At 71.7% G+C, this 16,051-nt stretch carries 12 protein-coding genes; 4 read left to right on the top strand and 8 right to left on the bottom strand.

Annotated features, from left to right (window positions below; translation table 11 throughout):
• Positions 1–3: 3 nt before the first annotated feature.
• The gene (locus tag J2S41_RS19580; protein WP_310369342.1) at positions 4–900 is read right to left on the bottom strand and encodes an MBL fold metallo-hydrolase; all 897 of its coding nucleotides are present in this window, start codon (positions 898–900) and stop codon (positions 4–6) included.
• Between the two features lie 134 nt (positions 901–1,034).
• Here J2S41_RS19580 and J2S41_RS19585 point away from each other — a divergent pair, with 134 nt between their 5' ends.
• The gene (locus tag J2S41_RS19585; RefSeq protein WP_310369343.1) at positions 1,035–1,889 is read left to right on the top strand and encodes a helix-turn-helix domain-containing protein; all 855 of its coding nucleotides are present in this window, start codon (positions 1,035–1,037) and stop codon (positions 1,887–1,889) included.
• Between the two features lie 92 nt (positions 1,890–1,981).
• On the opposite strand, the gene J2S41_RS19590 is transcribed toward J2S41_RS19585, so the two are convergent.
• Complete coding sequence (locus J2S41_RS19590; protein WP_310369344.1) at positions 1,982–3,874, bottom strand: AfsR/SARP family transcriptional regulator; 1,893 nt, start codon at positions 3,872–3,874, stop codon at positions 1,982–1,984.
• Positions 3,875–4,096: 222 nt separating this feature from the next.
• Between J2S41_RS19590 and J2S41_RS19595 the strand changes: the two genes are divergently transcribed.
• Together J2S41_RS19595 and J2S41_RS19600 are read left to right on the top strand one after the other, a co-directional pair.
• Entirely contained in the window at positions 4,097–4,231 is a 135-nt protein-coding gene (locus J2S41_RS19595) for a hypothetical protein (RefSeq protein ID WP_310369345.1), read from the top strand.
• Between the two features lie 166 nt (positions 4,232–4,397).
• A complete protein-coding gene (locus J2S41_RS19600; protein WP_310369346.1) occupies positions 4,398–5,633 on the top strand; it encodes a YcaO-like family protein in 1,236 nt (411 codons plus the stop codon).
• A 90-nt stretch (positions 5,634–5,723) separates the two neighbouring features.
• On the opposite strand, the gene J2S41_RS19605 is transcribed toward J2S41_RS19600, so the two are convergent.
• Positions 5,724–6,179 carry a hypothetical protein gene (locus tag J2S41_RS19605; RefSeq protein WP_310369347.1) on the bottom strand — a complete coding sequence of 152 codons (456 nt, stop codon included), beginning with the start codon at positions 6,177–6,179 and terminating at the stop codon, positions 5,724–5,726.
• 130 nt (positions 6,180–6,309) lie between these two features.
• Positions 6,310–6,933 (bottom strand): hypothetical protein, encoded by a 624-nt coding sequence (locus J2S41_RS19610; RefSeq protein WP_310369348.1) that lies wholly within the window; start codon positions 6,931–6,933, stop codon positions 6,310–6,312.
• A gap of 810 nt (positions 6,934–7,743) precedes the next feature.
• On the opposite strand from J2S41_RS19610, the gene J2S41_RS19615 reads away from it, so the two are divergent.
• Positions 7,744–8,895, top strand: coding sequence for an outer membrane protein assembly factor BamB family protein (locus J2S41_RS19615; RefSeq protein WP_310369349.1), 1,152 nt, complete (start codon positions 7,744–7,746; stop codon positions 8,893–8,895).
• Positions 8,896–9,067: 172 nt separating this feature from the next.
• Here the strand turns inward: J2S41_RS19615 and J2S41_RS19620 are convergent, their stop codons facing one another.
• From J2S41_RS19620 to J2S41_RS19635, 4 genes are all read right to left on the bottom strand, one after another.
• On the bottom strand, positions 9,068–10,522 hold the full coding sequence (locus J2S41_RS19620; protein ID WP_310369350.1) for a glycoside hydrolase family 16 protein: 1,455 nt from the start codon (positions 10,520–10,522) through the stop codon (positions 9,068–9,070).
• A 164-nt stretch (positions 10,523–10,686) separates the two neighbouring features.
• Positions 10,687–11,001, bottom strand: a complete 315-nt coding sequence (locus J2S41_RS19625) for a contact-dependent growth inhibition system immunity protein (RefSeq protein WP_310369351.1) — start codon at positions 10,999–11,001, stop codon at positions 10,687–10,689.
• A gap of 53 nt (positions 11,002–11,054) precedes the next feature.
• The gene (locus J2S41_RS19630; RefSeq protein WP_310369352.1) at positions 11,055–12,731 is read right to left on the bottom strand and encodes an SCO2524 family protein; all 1,677 of its coding nucleotides are present in this window, start codon (positions 12,729–12,731) and stop codon (positions 11,055–11,057) included.
• Positions 12,715–15,801, bottom strand: coding sequence for an nSTAND1 domain-containing NTPase (locus tag J2S41_RS19635; RefSeq protein WP_310369353.1), 3,087 nt, complete (start codon positions 15,799–15,801; stop codon positions 12,715–12,717). The genes J2S41_RS19630 and J2S41_RS19635 overlap by 17 nt, the downstream gene beginning before the upstream one ends.
• Positions 15,802–16,051: the final 250 nt, after the last annotated feature.

Genomic DNA, 16,051 nt, shown 5'->3' on the forward strand with positions numbered 1-16,051 from the left:
CGGTCACCGGAAGGCCGCCCATTCCTTGATCGCGAACCGGTCCGCGTCCCGGGTGACCTCCAGGGCGCCGTTGCCGGGGAAGTGCGCCGGCAGGACCAGGGCGTCGTTGTCGGCGGCCCAGCCCAGCAGCCGGCGGCGGGTGGCCCGGGCCTCCCGCGGGTCCTCGCAGAAGCAGCTGTTGACGTCCGGTTCGAGGATCTGGACCGGGCTGTGCATCAGGTCGCCGACGAACAGCGCCCGGTCGGTTCCGGAGGTCAGCGTCAGGACGCAGGAGCCCGGCGTGTGCCCCGGTGCCGGCTCCAGCAGCAGGTTGCCGTCGATGCGGTGGCTGCCCTCCCACAGCAGGGTCTGACCGGCCCGGTGCACGGGGGCGACGCTGTCCTCGAAGACGTTCTGGTTGCCCCGGCCGAGCACGGTCGGACGGTTGTTCGCCGGGTTCCAGAAGTCGAAGTCGGCCTTCGGCATCACGTACGTCGCGTTCGGGAAGGTCGGGACCCATTCCCGGTCACGCAGGCGGGTGTTCCAGCCGACGTGGTCGATGTGCAGGTGGGTGTTGACGACCAGGTCGACGTCCTCGGGGGCGACGCCGGCCCGGGCGAGGTTGTCGAGGAAGTCGGTCTCGCGGCGGCTCCAGACCTGTGCGTACGGGCGCTCCTTGTGGTTTCCGACGCCGGTGTCGACCAGGATCGTGCGGCCCTCGCTGCGTACCAGCCAGGTCTGGAGCGCCGAGTTGACGCCGTCCGTGGCCGCGTCGTGGAAGTGGGGCTGAAGCCAGCTCGCGTTGTCCCGCCAGACCTGGCGGGAGGTGTCCGGGAAGAAGACGTCGGGCGTCATCTCCACCGGCCCGAAGTACTCCCACACCCGGGTGACGGAGACGTCACCCAGCTCGATCGTTTCCAATGGATCTCCCTGCGAATGGTGTCGAGGCGACGAGGGAGATCGTCCGCGGGACGGGGTACGGGCAGCCAGTCCCGGCTTTGTCTACCCCTGACAGGTACATGCTGCGGACGTCCCGGGCACGCATACTCGAAGGTATGGACGTCAGATCGTCACTCGGCGAGTTCCTCCAGGCCAAGCGGGCACGGCTGCGCCCCGGCGACGTCGGGCTGCCCCGCTACGGCGACCGCCGCCGGGTGCCCGGCCTGCGCCGTGAGGAGCTCGCCATGCTCGCCGGGGTCAGTGCCGGCTACTACGCCCGGCTGGAGCAGGGCCTGTCGCTGCACGCCTCCCGCGAGGTCCTCGACGCCATCGCGGGCGCCATGCGGCTGACCGCCGCCGAACGCGAACACCTGCACGTCCTGTCGTCCCTGGCCGGTCACCGGGTCAACCCGGCGCCACCACCCACCGAACACGCCGCCGCCGGCCTGAACGCCCTGCTGGCCGCCATGCCCGGCGTACCCGCGCTGGTCACGGGCCGCCGCAACGACGTCCTCGCCTGGAACCGCGCCGGTCACGCCCTGTTCGCCGGTCACCTGCCCGTCACCGCCCCCGACCACCCGGACACCCGCCCCAACCTGTCCCGGATGGTCTTCCTGGACGCGCACACCCGCGGCCTCTACCGCGACTGGGAGCGCAAGGCCCGCGCCGTCGTCGGCAACCTGCGCGCCATGACGGCCCGCAACCCCGGCGACACCGGCCTGGCCGCCCTGGTCGGCGAACTGGCGATCGAGAGCCCCGACTTCGCCCGCCTGTGGGCGGAACACACCGTCACACCCTGCGGCTCGGACGTGTACGAACTGGCCCACCCCCTGGTCGGCGACCTGACCGTCACCCAGAACACGCTGACCGTCACCCAGGAACCCCACCAGTCCCTGATCACGATCACCGCCGAGGCCGGCTCATCCTCCGCCGCCGCCCTCACGATGCTCCGCCAGGCCTGCGGCGGGTAACCTCCCACCGCGTCGGCATCCACGCGGCCTCCCTATTCGCGGTCCGCGCCGAGCGCGTGCGGCATCCGCGAGAGCACCGCCCGTGGCCAGGGTCACGGCGAGCGGGTCACCGGGAACGGTCCGCTGGAACGCGTCGACCGCGGGGCCGCGATCTCCCCGGCCGCTCCGGCGATGTCCTGGGCGAGGGCGAACGACCGCACGACGGGATGCAGGTGGTAGTGCCCGGCGGCGGCCGACTGGAGCAACGCCAGGTCGACCAGTTCCTCCAGCAGGTCTTCGCTGTCCGGCTCCGGCCGGTCCAGCATGCGCGCCGCGAGGGGCAGCGCCACGTCCGGCAGGTCGGTGGCGGCCAGCAGGACCAGTGCCCGCTGCTGCTCCGGGGTGAGCTGCCGCCAGCCGGCCAGGAAGGTCGCGCTCACGTCGAGGTCACCGGCTCGCAGCGTGCCCAGCCCGCGCCCGCCGGTGAGCCGGTCGCGGAGCGTGCCGATCGACCAGCTCGGCCGGGCGGCCAGCCGTGCCGCCACGATGCGGACCGCCAGCGGCAGCAGTCCGCAGGCGACCACGAGTTCCCGTGCGGTGCCGCGCTCGGCGGAGACCCGGTCGTGGCCGATCACCCGGCCCAGCAGCTCGATCGCCTCGGTCTCGTCGAACGCCCCGAGGTCGACGTGCACGGCGCCGGTCAGGCCGGCCAGCCGGGATCGGGAGGTGACCAGGACGCCGCAGGTGGCGGCGCCCGGGAGCAGCGGGGTGATCTGTGCCAGGCGGTGCGCGTCGTCCAGCACCACGAGCAGCCGGCGGTCGTGCGTCACCGAGCGGAACAGCGCCGACCTGCTGTCCATGCAGTCCGGGGCGGACTCGACCCCGAGCGCGTCGAGGAAGCTGTCCAGGATGTCCTGCGGCGATGCGGGCGTGGCGTCGCTGCCCCGCAGGTCCGCGTACAACTGACCGTCCGGGTACTGCGCGCCGAGCCGGTGGGCGACGTGCCGTACCAGCGTGCTCTTGCCGAGACCGCCCATCCCGGCCACGGCCACGACCGGCAACGAGCCGCGGTCGGGCCGGCTCAGCGCGTCGGCGACGAGGCGGGCCACCGCCTCGCGGCCGGTGAAGTCCGCCGTGGTGGCCGGGACCTGGGCCGGGCGCGGCGCCGGCTCCTCGTTTCGCGGCTGCTCCTCGCTCCGGGCCGGCGGGGCGGCGGGCCCGTCACTGGCCAGGATCCGGCGGTGAGCGTCGGCGAGTTCGGCGCTCGGTTCCAGCCCCAGCCGGTCCACGATCCGGCGGCGGGCGGCCGGGAACACCGCGGCGGCCTCCCCCGGCCGGCCGCTGGCGTGCAGCGCCCGGATCAACAGCACGGAGAGGCTCTCCCGCAGCGGGTTCTCGTCGCTGAGCGTCCGCAGTTCGGGTACGCACCAGGAGGCGCGGCCGAGGTCGATGTCCAACGCCAGACGCGCCTCGAGCAGGTCCAGGTGGAACTCGCTCAGCCTGCGACGGTGCCGTTCCGCGAACGGGCCGGGCACCCCGGCCAGCGGCTCGCCGTTGAAGAGGGCGAGCGCCTCGGCCAGCATCGCGCGGGCGCTCCTCGCGTCGCCCGCCCGGCGGGCGCGGCGGGCCAGCGCCTCGGCGCGCCGCACGTCGACGGCGTCCTCGGGCGCCTCCAGGCGGTAGCCGTCACCGACGGTCGTCAGCAGCCGGGGCTCGGTGGCGTCGCCCTCCAGCACCTTGCGCCAGCGCCAGGCGTACGTGCGGAGGATCTTCGTCGCGGTGACCGGCGGTTCGTCGCCCCACAGCGCTTCCATCAGCACGGCCGCGCTGGCCCCCTGGCCGGGCCGCAGCAGGAGGACGGTGAGCAGGGCCTGTTGCTGCGGACTCCCCATGTCGAGTTCGACGGAGCCCCGGCGGCCGCGCACGCCGCCCAGCAGAGTGAACCGAAGGGGGTCCACATCGACCGCGGACGACGCATCGGCGGCGTTTCGGGAATCGACCCTCATCTCGCCATTCTGGCAAACCGGAGTGGCCGGCGGCCGCTGTCTTCAGTGAGCCCGTGCGCTGGTCAGCCGTCCGCTGAGCAGCACATCGGGGGTGCGAACAACGGTGCCGGGAATCGACAACGGTGTCTGACTGCGGATATATCCACCATTCATTCGGCATGGATCGGCGTGCACGAGGCTCGGTCCAATGCTCCGCTCGACGCTCGATGATGGAGGTAGCACATGGGACTGCACGACGCGATCTACCGGGCACAGAAGGACAAGCCCGAACTCGCCGAGACCGAGCAGCGAATCCTCGACGAGCTGACCGAGCGTGACCGGGATTCCGAGGTGGAGACGGCCGAGCCCGCCGCCTGAGTCGACGTCACGGGGCCGGGCGGATCACCCGCCCGGCCCACCCGGTCCCGGAGTGTCGGTGCGTGCGGTCGGAGGTGGCGTGATGTCGGGGACGAATCTTGCGGTCGGCGCCGTGGTTCAGGACGGTGAGCGGGCACTGAGCCTGCCCGAGGCCCATTCACGGGGTATGGCGGCGGTGGCCGAACTGGGTCTCCGGGTGGACTGCACGGCGGTGCTCGACGGTGACCCCGCCGTGTGGACGGCGACGTTGTGGCGTGACGACGATCCGGTGCCCAGCGGGCTTGGGCTCGGCAAGGGAGATTCGGCGGCGGCGCGGGTCGGCGCGATCTTCGAGGCGCTGGAGCACCACCTCAGTGGGCTGCGGGGCCTCGCGGGCGGCGGGACGACGCTGCGCCCCGCGAGTGAGATCGCCGGCGACGCGACGCTGCGGCGCGACGTGGCGCTCGGCCTGCTCGGGGAACTGCCCGACGGGCCGGTGGGCTGCCTTCCGTTCCGCGTGGTGACCAGCGGCGCCGAGGTCGGCGTGCCGCTGTTCCTGTCCGTGCCGGACTACCTCGACGAGGGCGCCGACCCGCTGCGGGAGAGCCTGGGCGACCACTACGACTACGCCGGCGTGAGCCGGTACTCCTGCAACAACGGCTGGGCGGCGGGCACCGACCCGGTCGAGGCGGCGGTCCACGCGCTCAACGAGACCATCGAGCGGGACGCGCTCTCCCTGCTGCTGATCGACCAGTTCCTGGGGCGGCGCAGGTCCCCGCTCGTCCTCATCGACCCGGGTACGCTGCCGGACGACCTCGCGGCCCTGATGTCGGCGGCGCAGACCATCCTCGGCCGGCGGCCGCACCTGATCGACATGACCACCGACCTGGGCGTGCCGGCGATCCTCGCCTACCTTCCCGCGCCGGACGGCGAACCGGCCCGGGTCCGCGGCTGCGGCGCCTCGCTCTCCCGTCACTATGCGATCGCGCGGGCGGTGAGCGAGCTGGTCCAGGTGCACCTGGCGTCCTCGCTCGGCGACGTCCACTCCGCGTTCGCCGCCATGACGCCGGTCCGGCACGACTGGACGGCGCCGTATCCGGCGCTGCACGCCTGCTACCTGAGCGACTTCAGCACCCGGCTGGGCGGCGCCACCCTGGTGCCGTACCGGGACACGGACGCGCCGGGCACGGCCGCCGGCCACTTCGGCGCGCTCGTCGACGCCCTGTCCCGGCGCGGCCTCACACCGTTGCGGCGTGACCACTACGTCACCGGCAACCTGGCCGTGGTCAACGTCTTCGTCCCCGGCCTGGAGCGGTTCATGCTCGTCACCGACGGGCAGGTGGTGGTGCCGGGCGAGCGAGGCATGGCGGTCAAGAACAACGGCGTACGACGCGAGCCCGGCACCGAAGGTGACCGACGCTGATCATCGCGCCAGCCGGCCGTCACCGAGCACTCGACGAACCATGCCCCCTGCGCGAGTGCGAACGCCGTCTCCGCCCGGCCGTGGGGCGGATCAGGTGGTGTGGGTCAGGGTCGCGCCGGTCCGGAAGTCCTCCAGCTCGGCGGTCATGGAGATGTGCTCGACCACGCACGTGTAGCCGCTGACGCCCAGGCCCTGCACCCTGAGCGGCACCGTGGCCGGCCCCTCGACGGTGCCGTCGAAGCTGATCAGGTAGTCGCTCGTCCGCAGGGACGACGCGGTCCGGTGAATGTGCAGCGTCGACTCCTCATTCGTGCACACCGCGTCCACCTCGGCGGTGACCCTGGTCGAGATCGTGGTGACGTTCGCGTCCAGCTCCACGTCCACCTCCAGGAAGGCGACGGTGGCGGTGGTGCCGTTCCACCTGATCTTGGTCGCCTCGGGCACGAAGTGCGCGTCCGCGGTCGCCGATGCGGCACTGAAGTCGCCCAACAGCAGCGCCGCGGTGGCCACCACGGACGCCCCCACCCGGGCCGGCGCTTTCTTCATGAATAGCATCTTGCCCCCTTTCGAAGAGAACGAAGAACGGCGACTGGTGTGGGTCAACCGCACCGCACCAATCGCCGCCCTCGTCAAACAATGATCGGCAGATCAGTCGAATGATCTGTCCGAGGTCCGATCAGAACTCCTCGAAGTCCACCGGAATGTCGTTGTTGTTCTGGTCCTTGGCACCGCCGGATTCACCGTTGACGACCGTGAAGTCCTTGGTCGTTCCGGCGACCTGGAGTCGCAGCGTCTCGAACCCGACGCGAAGGGTCGAGACGCCGTTCAAATTGGCCGCTGAAACCTTGAACTTGATGTCGATGACGACGTCGACGGTGTTCGACTCCTCGAACGTCTTCTTCAGGACACTCCGGCTGGCGTCCGCCTTGAACCTGGCTCCCCACACGCTGAACCCGGCCGAGTACGGCAGGTTGTAGACGTCGTAGAGGGCCCGGTAGTCGTGGGTCCTGATCGTGCCCCTGATGGTTCCCTCGAGGTCGAAGCCCTGCGACTGGATCACGATGTTCTTGAAGCTGCTGAAGCCGTGGAACGCGGTCACGTTCTCGGTGGCCACACGGCTGCCGGCCCGGTTGTCGGGCAGCAGGATGGTGAAGCCGTCGTTGGTGACATTGATGATCGACACTTCCGCCGGGCTGGCGGCACTGGCCGGGCTGGGGGCGGTCAGTGCCCCACCCGTCAATGCCAGCACACTGGCGGAGACGACCACCGCGTTGCGGACTTTCCCTGCACGAGAGCGCATTTTGACCCCTTCAGGTCGAGTGGACGGCAATCATGCGGCGTAGATGATTGGGGTTCACCCGGCGACTGCCGTCAATTGCTTTGAACGTAACGGCGGAAACGACCCGTGTCTATGCCCCTACTCGGGGTAGGTCCACAGTGGCCGTGCATTTCCCGGCGTACCGCATTCTCATTAAAGATGACCTAGGTCGCCTAGGACCGGGCTACCACTCGCCGATCCGCCGCGATCGTCCGATTGGACCCGAAATATTGCCCGGAGATAACGAGATTTGCCCTCTCGGTCGGGCCTCATCAGCCTTCGGCACGAAATCGGCGAATAAGGCGTGCGGGCGGCCCGGCCCAGTGACTCAAACATGCATTCTTGTCGATATTCAGACAACCAAATGCGGGCACGGTGGATTCCGGAGCCCGGGCTTTTGTGCCTTCAGGGCGCGAGAACGGGCCGGCGGCCACCGCCCCGGCGGACCGTAGGCGCCGGTCAGCGCGAGGGTCGAGCGGCGGCGATGCCGATGGGGAGCAGATCGATCCCGATGACTCTCGAAGCTCCCGCACGTGCGGGACGGGACCGTGACGCGATCGGCGCCGCGGTTCCTTCTCTGCGCGCGATGGTCGCGTACGGGACTGCCTTCTGCCTCCGGTGCGTCGCCTCGGCCTTTCGGTGGGGCGGCACCTGCTTACCTACCGACCTGACCGCGGGGTCCGGCCGTGGCGGTGTGCGAGGCGGAGCGGCGCCCGGACCTGGTCCGTCAGGAGCTGTCGTACCCGAGCGCTAGCCTCTCCGCGAATCTCGCCCCGAACTTTAGGAGAACGCGTGAAATCCTCCATCAGGGCGGTGGTCGCGCTGGCGGCAACCGTGGTCGTGGCCGTGGGGCTGACGCCCGGCAGCGCGCTCGCGGCGGGCCAGGGCTGGTGGCCGGTTCCCGGCTTCACACCGGGTAACAGCGGCTACAACCCGGCCGAGACGACGATCACCGCCGCGACCGTCAGCGGCCTCGATCGGGATTACTCGCTGCTCCAGGACCGCTTCGTCACCGCGCCGGTGGTGGGCGGGAACCGGATCTACGTCGCCGGGTGGAGCGGGCTCCACGCGTACGAGGAGGGCACCGGTCAGCTGCTGTGGTCCACGGTCTGGGACACACGCCCGGTCGCCCGGGAGACCACCTCCCAACTGGCCATCGCCGGCGACCGGCTGATCTCTTTACGGAACCATGCGGACGGCGGCAGCAGCCTGCTCCAGGTCTTCGACCTCGACGGCCAGCCGGTGGCCCGGACCGAGCGCATGCCCGGCACCTACACCGGGATGGCCGTGCTCGGCGACACTATTGTGATCTCTGCGCCGGATCTGTCCGTCACTACCGCGTACCGGATCGAGTGCGTCGTGGCCTGCGAGCTGACGCCGGTCTGGTCCACGGACGCCACCATGGCCCGCTCGGTCAGCGCGAACGGGCGGGTGCTGCTCGCCGGCACCCGGGACGGCCGATACCGCAGCGAGATCCGCGACATCGCCACCGGCACGGTCACCTGGAGTCTCGCCGGACGTGCCTACCAGGCGCTGGCCGCGAACGACGCGGGGACGAGGTTCTACGTCTCCTGGTGGGACACCTTCCAGGTCCTGGACGTGGAGACCGGCACGGTGACCCTGCTGGGGTCGAACGTGTTCCCGCAGGAGGTGGCGATCACCCCGACGCGGATCTACACCGTGTACGCCGGCCGGATCACCGCGTTCGACGCCACCGACGGCACCCAGCTGTGGCGCCGCACGTTCCAGGACGACTTCCAGAAACCGGCCGTCGCCGGCGGCGTGCTCTACCTGGCGACCGCGTTCGGCCGGACGCACGTTCTGGACGCGGAGACCGGGGACGACCTCATGTCGCCGCTGGCGTGGATCCTCGATCGGCCGGTCGTCACCGACGGCAAGGCCTACCTGACCGACACCAAGGGTTTGCACGTCTACGTGGTCTGACAGCCGGTCACCACGGAGTGGCGGTGGAGCTCACCGCCACTCCCCCGGATCGCCGACCGCCAACTCCTCGGTCACCTTTCGATCCGCGCGGGCACCGACGCCGGCGGGCGACCCCGTCGGCGTGGACCGGCCGGTGCGTCCCGGCTGGGTTGCCGGCGGCGTCGTGGGCGCATCAGAACGGCGTGCCGCCCTCGTGGATCGCGATGTCGCCGACCGTCATGGTCCTCGGCAGCGTGGTCATGGCCGGGCTGGTGCCGGTCGCTACCGCCACGTTGAGGATGAGGAACTGGTCGCCGCCGAACGGCCAGGTGCGGCCGGCGGAGATCGCGTCCGCGGCCCAGACCGTCATGGTGGGCTTGCGGTCGATGTAGAAGCGGACCACGTTGCGGTCGAAGTACACGCCGTACCGGTGCGGGCGGGCGTCCAGCGACTCGCCGAGGTTCGTGGTGCCGCCGGCCTCGCCCCAGCCGTAGGGCATGTCGACCTTGGGCGCGCCGGCCTTGGCCAGGTGCATGGCGCTGTGCGCGAGCGTGGGCGTGGCACCCCAGCCCTCGAAGATGTCCAGCTCACCGCCGGCCGGCCAGCCCACGGTGCGGCTGTTCACGCCGACGGTCCAGAACGCGGGCCACACCCCGGCGCCGACCGGGGCGACGATCTCCGCCTCGACGTACGAGCCGGCCCGGACCGTCACCTTGCCCTCCGTGGTCAGGCGGGCGCTGGTGAAGTCGCGGACGACGCCGTCCGTACCGCGTACCCGCTGATGCCGGGCGGTGATCGCGAGCTTCCCGGTGCCGGTCAGCGCCGCGTTGTCCGTGCTCCGCGTGTAGGTCTGCACCTCGTTGTTGCCCCAGCCGTGCCCGCCGGTCTCGAAGTTCCAGTCCGCGGCGGACGGCGACGTGCCGGCCCCGCCGGCGAAGGAGACCACCCGCTCCGGGACGGTATCGGTCCGCGCGGGCAGCGCCGCGGAGAAGTCCTTGACGCTCACCCCGGTCACCTCGAACGCGAACCCACCGTTCGCCGGCAGGCCCAGGTAGACCGAGGTGTCCGCCCAGCCGGGCGCGGTCGCCACGAAGGTACGGGTGATCAGGTGCCAGGCCGCGTCGGTGTACTTGCCGTAGACCGCGGCGTCGGCGGGCCGGTGACCGTAGTTGCCGTTGGCCAGCAGCATGCCGATCGAGGCGCCGGACGCACGGGTGTCCCGCACCCACGCCTCCATCCGGTAGACCTTGCCGACCGCGAAGAACGTCTGCGGGCTGCGCAGCGGCACCAGGGCGAACGCCCAACCGCCCGTGCCCGGGCCGGCCGCGGTGCGCGACAGCGCCATCGCGGTCTTGGCGGTGAACGGGCCGGAGACGCCGGTGACGCGGCGCACCGCGATCGGGCCCGCGCTGGAGGCGGCGGTCCAGCCGGGGTTCGTGGTGGCGCCGGAGCCGTCCAGCACACCCTCGGTGCTGCCCGCGACAGGGACACCGGAGGTGACGGTGAGCGCGCGGCTGCTGTACCGCTGGACCTGCGGATCCGCCGCCGCGATCGATGCCGCGGACGCGGGAAAGGCGAGTGTGACGGCGGCGAGCGCGACGACGGATATCGTGCGTCGCGCCCCGCGCCAGGACTGGTGGGTGCGCATGGGTGAATGACCTCGCGATACAGGGGTCGGTCCGAGGGGATCTCGTTCGTGGGGTGACCAGAGCGCCCTATCGGGAGAACCGGGCACCCGTTGAGCACCGCACCGAACCGCAACCCGGAAGCACCACGCCTACCGCGGGTACGGACGTGCCCCATCGAATCGGATCACCACCGTCGCTCGAGAAACGCCTCAACCTGCGGCACACGCGCGACCACCGACTCCCCAGCATCGGCCGGCCGTGCCCGCAACCGTCCCGCCAGATCAGGACGGCCGGACCAGAACACGGCCGGCACCCGCAGAACCGCCGCCAACAGATCGCCCTCCAACAGATCACCCTCCGCCAACGGATCGTCCTCCAGCAGCCGCACCGCCAACGGCACCACGACCCCCAACGCCACCTCCTGGCCGACCAGCAGCCGAAGATCCTCCACCGTCAGCGCGCCGACCGGCACCCGGCGCAGCCGATGTATCTCTTCCATCAGACTCGGCAGGCGCGTGCGTACCCCGCCGCCGGGTCTCGCCGCACGCCGATCTACGTATCGGGGTTGAGGGAGACCAACTCCAGGATGACCTGGGTGAGCAGTGCGACGGCCGTGCCGGGCTGGCGGTCCGTGAGACGGCGGGCGTGGTCGAGTCGCGCCTGTAGCCGGGACCGGTGACCGGAGTCATCGGCGATCGCGGCGGCGAGTTCGTCGGCCTCGGTCATCAGCTGGTGGGCGAGGGCGAGCGGTGCCGCGAACGGGACGGTGCCGCCGTCGGACACCAGAACGGCGTGGGTGAGGCCGTCGGTCACCCGCAGCAGGTGGCGCCAGTCCGGTGCGAGGTGCGCGCCGGGTGCGACGTGCTCCCACAGCACGTCGGCGAGGTCCTCGTACTGCCGGCGGAGCGGGCCGTTGTCGGTGAGTCCGGCGGCGTGCAGGAGCACCGCGAACAGGTCGGGCAGGACGGTGCCGACGCCACGGACGAGATCGTCCCGGTGCGGGGACGGCGCGGGCACCAGCTCCGCACCGGCCCGCGGTCGTACGGCGGGCGGGCCGTCCAGCGGGGGACGAACGACGCCATGCCGGCGGCCGATGTCCGCGCACGCGCGCAGCAGATAGGCCAGCGGGACGTCGGGGCTGCCCCGCCGGCCACGGAGATTGTGGGCGGTGAGCCCGGCCACCGCGACGGTATGGCGGTCACCGGTCGAGCCGTCCGTCGCCGTCCATGGTCCACGTTCGAGGGGCCATCGGTGGTCACCGAACGTCGCGACGTTCGACCAGTAGTTCCGGGCGAGGTCATACCGCAGTTGCAGGGCACGGGACAGCCGGTTCTGCTCCTCGTCCAGCAGCGTCAGCAGCCGCGTTCGCTGGGAGAACAGGCCGGTGATCGCCTCGACCGCCAGAAGGGTGAGGCCGGGGTCGGGGTGGTCCCGCGCGATCCCGGCCGGCTGGCGCGCGGTGACCGGCAGCGTCTCGACCTGCGGCGCATCGCTGATCACACCCCAGGTCCAGCCCATGTCGAACATCGCGGGCGCCGATGCCAGGCTCTCCGCGGTGAAGTTGACCCCGATCAACATGTCGAACACGCCGACGCGAATCTCCTGGAGCGCGTGCGTCAGTTCGGCGAGGACGGCCGGTTCGGAGCGGCCCTGCTGGTGGACGAGTGCCCGCAACCGGTGCCCCGCCGGAGACTCCTCGTCGAAGAAGTGGACGCTGAACGACCGCAGCAGGCCCACCATCGCGGCGGTCAGTCGCATGGAGGCGAGCCGGATGATCTGCGGAAGCAGCGTGTCCGGCCGGACGGAGTGCAGCACCTTGCAGAAGCCGATCGCGGCGAGGCTGAACCGCACGGAGATCACGTAGCCGTCGAGCAGGTCGGCCCCGGGCGCGGCGGGCAGATATCGGCCGCCGCTGAAGACGGGATCGCCGCGTTCGTCACGCCACCGCAGCAGGTACTCGTGCATCGTCCGGGCCAGCCGGATCGGCACCTCGTCCGGCGCCCCGAGCAACTGGAGGGCGGCCAGGTTCGCCGGGTCGGTGGCATCGGGCCGGTCCACCAACATGCTCGGCAGTTCGGTAGCGGGCGCCAGGATGCACAGTAGTTGCTCGGCGTCGTTGACGGAGTCGCCGGTACGCGGATCGCCCCAGATGAAGCCGCCGTCGCGGAAACAGTGCCGGGTGACGGTCCGCCAGATCGCCCGTATCTCGTCCTCAGGCCGCAGCCGCATCCTCGTCCCCCTGACCTGGAGCGTCGCCGGCCGGCAGTTGCGCCGTATCGCGTTCCTGCCGGGTCAGTGCGCGTCCCTCGTACCGTGCCGCGATGCCGATGAGCCGGTCCGGCCGCGTGCCGTGCGGCCAGATCCGCACCACGTCACCGGCGGCCACGGCGAGACGTCCGCCGGCGTCGAAGGCGAGCGCCCGGACCGGGCCGGACGGCTCGGCGATGATGTGCAGCCGCTGCCCGTCGGCGGTCCGCACGATCACGGTGCCCTCGTCGTCGCCGGTGGCCAGCCGCCCGTCTGCGGCGATGGCGGCGGCACGGACGCAACCGTCGTGAGCGCCAATGGTGCGTTCCTGGCCGTCCGGCTCATGCAGTTGTACGAGGCCCGTGCGGGTGCCGGCGAGGAACCGCCTGCCGTCGGTCGCCACCGCGCTCACGTGCGCCCCACGCAGCCGGTCCATCCCGTCGAGGGCGCCGGCCGGGTCGGCGGCGGGGGTGTCGATGAGCAGTCGCCCGGTCGAGTCGAACGACAGCTGCTCGGCCGGGGTGTCCGACACGTGCACGACGAGCCGGCCGCGGACGTCCCATTCCCGGATGACGCCGCCGGCGTATCCCGCCGCGAGCCGTCCGTCTTCGGCGAACGCCAGGGAGCGCACCGGCCTGCCGGCACCGTCGGTCAGCACGTGCAGCAGAGTGCCGCCGGCCGACCAGACCCGTACGGTGCCGGTGTCGTCGCCGGCAGCGAGCGTGCCGCGCGTGTCGAACGCGACCGCGTGTACGGCCCCGCCGCACGTGTGGGCGGCGAGCAGTCCGCCCGCCGGATTCCGGACGAGGACGCGGCGATCTCGCGAGCCGCTGGCCAGCCGGCCGTCCGGCGCTACGGCGGCCGCGAGCACGCTGTCGGTATGACCGCGCACGACCATGGCCGGGGCGCCGCCGCCGGCGGACCACACGGCGAGCGCGCCGTCGGCGCAGGCCGCGGCGAGGGCACCGTCCGGTCCGGCGGCCAGGTGGTAGACCGGCCCGTGCCCGCTGGCCGACACTCCGAGGCTGCGGCCGGACTCGTCGAAGGACGCGATAGAGCCGTCGACCGCGGCGACGGCGACTCGCCCGCCGCCGGTGAACGCCACGGCCGTCAGCCGTTCGGTACCCGCCACGAACCGCCGGGCGTGGCCGTCGGGTGGTACGACGCACACCTCACCCGAGCGCCCGGCCAGTGCGATGCGGCCGTCGGAGTCGGTAGCGATCGCGGTCGCCTGGCCGTCGCCGGGCCCTGCGGTATCGGACCGCACCTCCAGCCGGCCGTCCCACCGGACGGTGGCGAGGCCGTCGGAGCCGCCGGCGACGAAGAGCCGGTCGCCGACACCGAAGGCGACCAGCGCGCCGCCGCCTGTCCTGGACACCGTGCGCAGCAGGCCGGAGGCCGTGGCCGCCTCGAGCGCGTAGGCGGCGAGGGGGGTGCAGGCGAGTTCGGTGCAGGCGGCCAGCGCGAGACCGCGGGCCAGATCCGGCGCCTCGGGCAGGGCCGCCAGGGCCTGGCGGGCGGTACGGTCGGCCCGCCGTTCGAGTTCACCCGCCTGGTTGCGCTCGGCCGCGTCCAGGAACTCCCGGAGTTCCGCCTCGACGTCCTGCTCCTCGCGGGCCCAGGACAGGGCGTCAGCCAGCCGCGAACCGGAGATGAGATAGTCGGTGTCACGGCCGGAACGCCGCCACGCCCGGGCGAGCGGTGCCAGCTCGGTGAGCCGCCGCAGGTTGTCCTCGTGCAACTGGATGTGCTCGCGCAGCGGCGGCCACTGGCGCAGCAGCGCCTCGTGCGCGATGTCGTACATGACCGGACCGCCCTCGGTGCGATCACTGATCAGCAGCCGCGCGTCGACGAACGCCCGGACGATCTCACGCTGACGCTCCGTCAGCGCCGTGGCGGGTACACGTTTGCGGGTGGCGCCGCCGGCCGCCAGCGTCACGAACCGCAGCAGCGTGTGCAGACACTCCGCGAGCGCGTCCGCGCCGAGTTCCCGGGCCGTGGCGTCGGCCCGCCGTGCGATGGCACCGGCCACGCCGCCGCTGGCCTCGTACTCCCGCCAGGACACCCGCCGGTCACGGCCGGCGGTCTGATACAGGTCGCTGAGCAGGTAATTCAGCAACGGCAGCGCGTCGCCTCCGCCGGTGTCCCGCACGATCTCATCGATGAGGCCGTCGTCGAACCGGGTCCCGGTCAGCCGGGCCGGCTCCTCCACCACGACCCGGATCTCGCGTGGGCCAAGGACGTTGACCATGACCGGATCACGGAACAAGCCACAACCGGGGCCTTGCTGGAACTGGCCGACCGTGTCCGACCGCAGCGTCGCCACCACGCGCAACCGCGGATCATGCTCGAGCAACGCCTCCAGGACCGTGAGAAAGGCGTGCCGGTCGTCCTCGACGCACTGGGTGACGGCCTCTTCGAGTTGGTCGACGACGAGCAGCAGGCGGCGAGCGCCCTGCCGAAGCCGGTTCAGTGCGGCCAGCGGCGCATCGAGCCGCGGTGGCCGCTCCCCCGCTCGTGCGGCTCGCAGCGCCCTCCGGGCGTCCTCGGTGAGCTCGACGCCGAGCGCCACGGACAACTCACCGGTCGCGTCGTTGCCGGGAGTGAACGCCGGTAACACCCGGCATCCGTCACCGAGCACCGGCACCAGCCCGGCGAGCACCAGGGACGACTTACCGGATCCGGATGGTCCGACCACGGGCACGAACCGTCCGGTCACGCCGCGGGCGTCACGCACCCGGCTGTGCAACTCGGCCGTCTCGCGGCCCCGGCCGAAGAACATCGCCGCCCAGCGCGAGGTGTAGGCGACCAGGCCCGGATAGGGGTTGCCGTCGCGCCACTCGGGACGGCGATGTCCGGTCCCCCACACATCCCACGCGGCCTTCGCCCCGACGGCGACGATGAGGGCGGCACCGATCGCGGGCGAGTACGTCGCGACCGGTTGCAGAACCCGCGGCCACCGGTCGAGGTCACCGGTGATCAGGTTGGTGATCAAACCCATCCCGGTGCCGAGGACGAACACGCCGAAACCGGTGCTGCGCCACCGGCTCATCGGCGACTCCACTCCCACAGTTTCATCACTCCGCGTGGGCACAGCATAGCCATGGGCAACAACCCGTGCCCCGTACGAACGGGTGACATCGCCGCGCCGCCACGGTTCGCCTGACGGCCCGAACGCGATCACCGGCAGCGCGGACCTGCCGAGAACCCGCCGTCCGGCGACGCGGGCAGCCACCCGTACCGGACGGCACGGGCCACCGCCGTGGTCATCGGGACGCCACCGGCCGGCCCGGCGACCGCCG

Source organism: Catenuloplanes atrovinosus (assembly GCF_031458235.1).
Classification (GTDB): domain Bacteria; phylum Actinomycetota; class Actinomycetes; order Mycobacteriales; family Micromonosporaceae; genus Catenuloplanes; species Catenuloplanes atrovinosus.

Excerpts from the sequence above, each read along its gene's own strand:
- J2S41_RS19630 (WP_310369352.1), bottom strand. The coding sequence starts at position 12,731 with ATGCGGCTGCGGCCTGAGGACGAGATACGGGCGATCTGGCGGACCGTC.
- J2S41_RS19605 (WP_310369347.1), bottom strand. The coding sequence starts at position 6,179 with ATGAAGAAAGCGCCGGCCCGGGTGGGGGCGTCCGTGGTGGCCACCGCG.
- J2S41_RS19595 (WP_310369345.1), top strand. The coding sequence starts at position 4,097 with ATGGGACTGCACGACGCGATCTACCGGGCACAGAAGGACAAGCCCGAA.
- J2S41_RS19590 (WP_310369344.1), bottom strand. The coding sequence starts at position 3,874 with ATGAGGGTCGATTCCCGAAACGCCGCCGATGCGTCGTCCGCGGTCGAT.
- J2S41_RS19620 (WP_310369350.1), bottom strand. The coding sequence starts at position 10,522 with ATGCGCACCCACCAGTCCTGGCGCGGGGCGCGACGCACGATATCCGTC.
- J2S41_RS19600 (WP_310369346.1), top strand. The coding sequence starts at position 4,398 with ATGGCGGCGGTGGCCGAACTGGGTCTCCGGGTGGACTGCACGGCGGTG.
- J2S41_RS19585 (WP_310369343.1), top strand. The coding sequence starts at position 1,035 with ATGGACGTCAGATCGTCACTCGGCGAGTTCCTCCAGGCCAAGCGGGCA.
- J2S41_RS19635 (WP_310369353.1), bottom strand. The coding sequence starts at position 15,801 with ATGAGCCGGTGGCGCAGCACCGGTTTCGGCGTGTTCGTCCTCGGCACC.
- J2S41_RS19610 (WP_310369348.1), bottom strand. The coding sequence starts at position 6,933 with ATGCGCTCTCGTGCAGGGAAAGTCCGCAACGCGGTGGTCGTCTCCGCC.
- J2S41_RS19625 (WP_310369351.1), bottom strand. The coding sequence starts at position 11,001 with ATGGAAGAGATACATCGGCTGCGCCGGGTGCCGGTCGGCGCGCTGACG.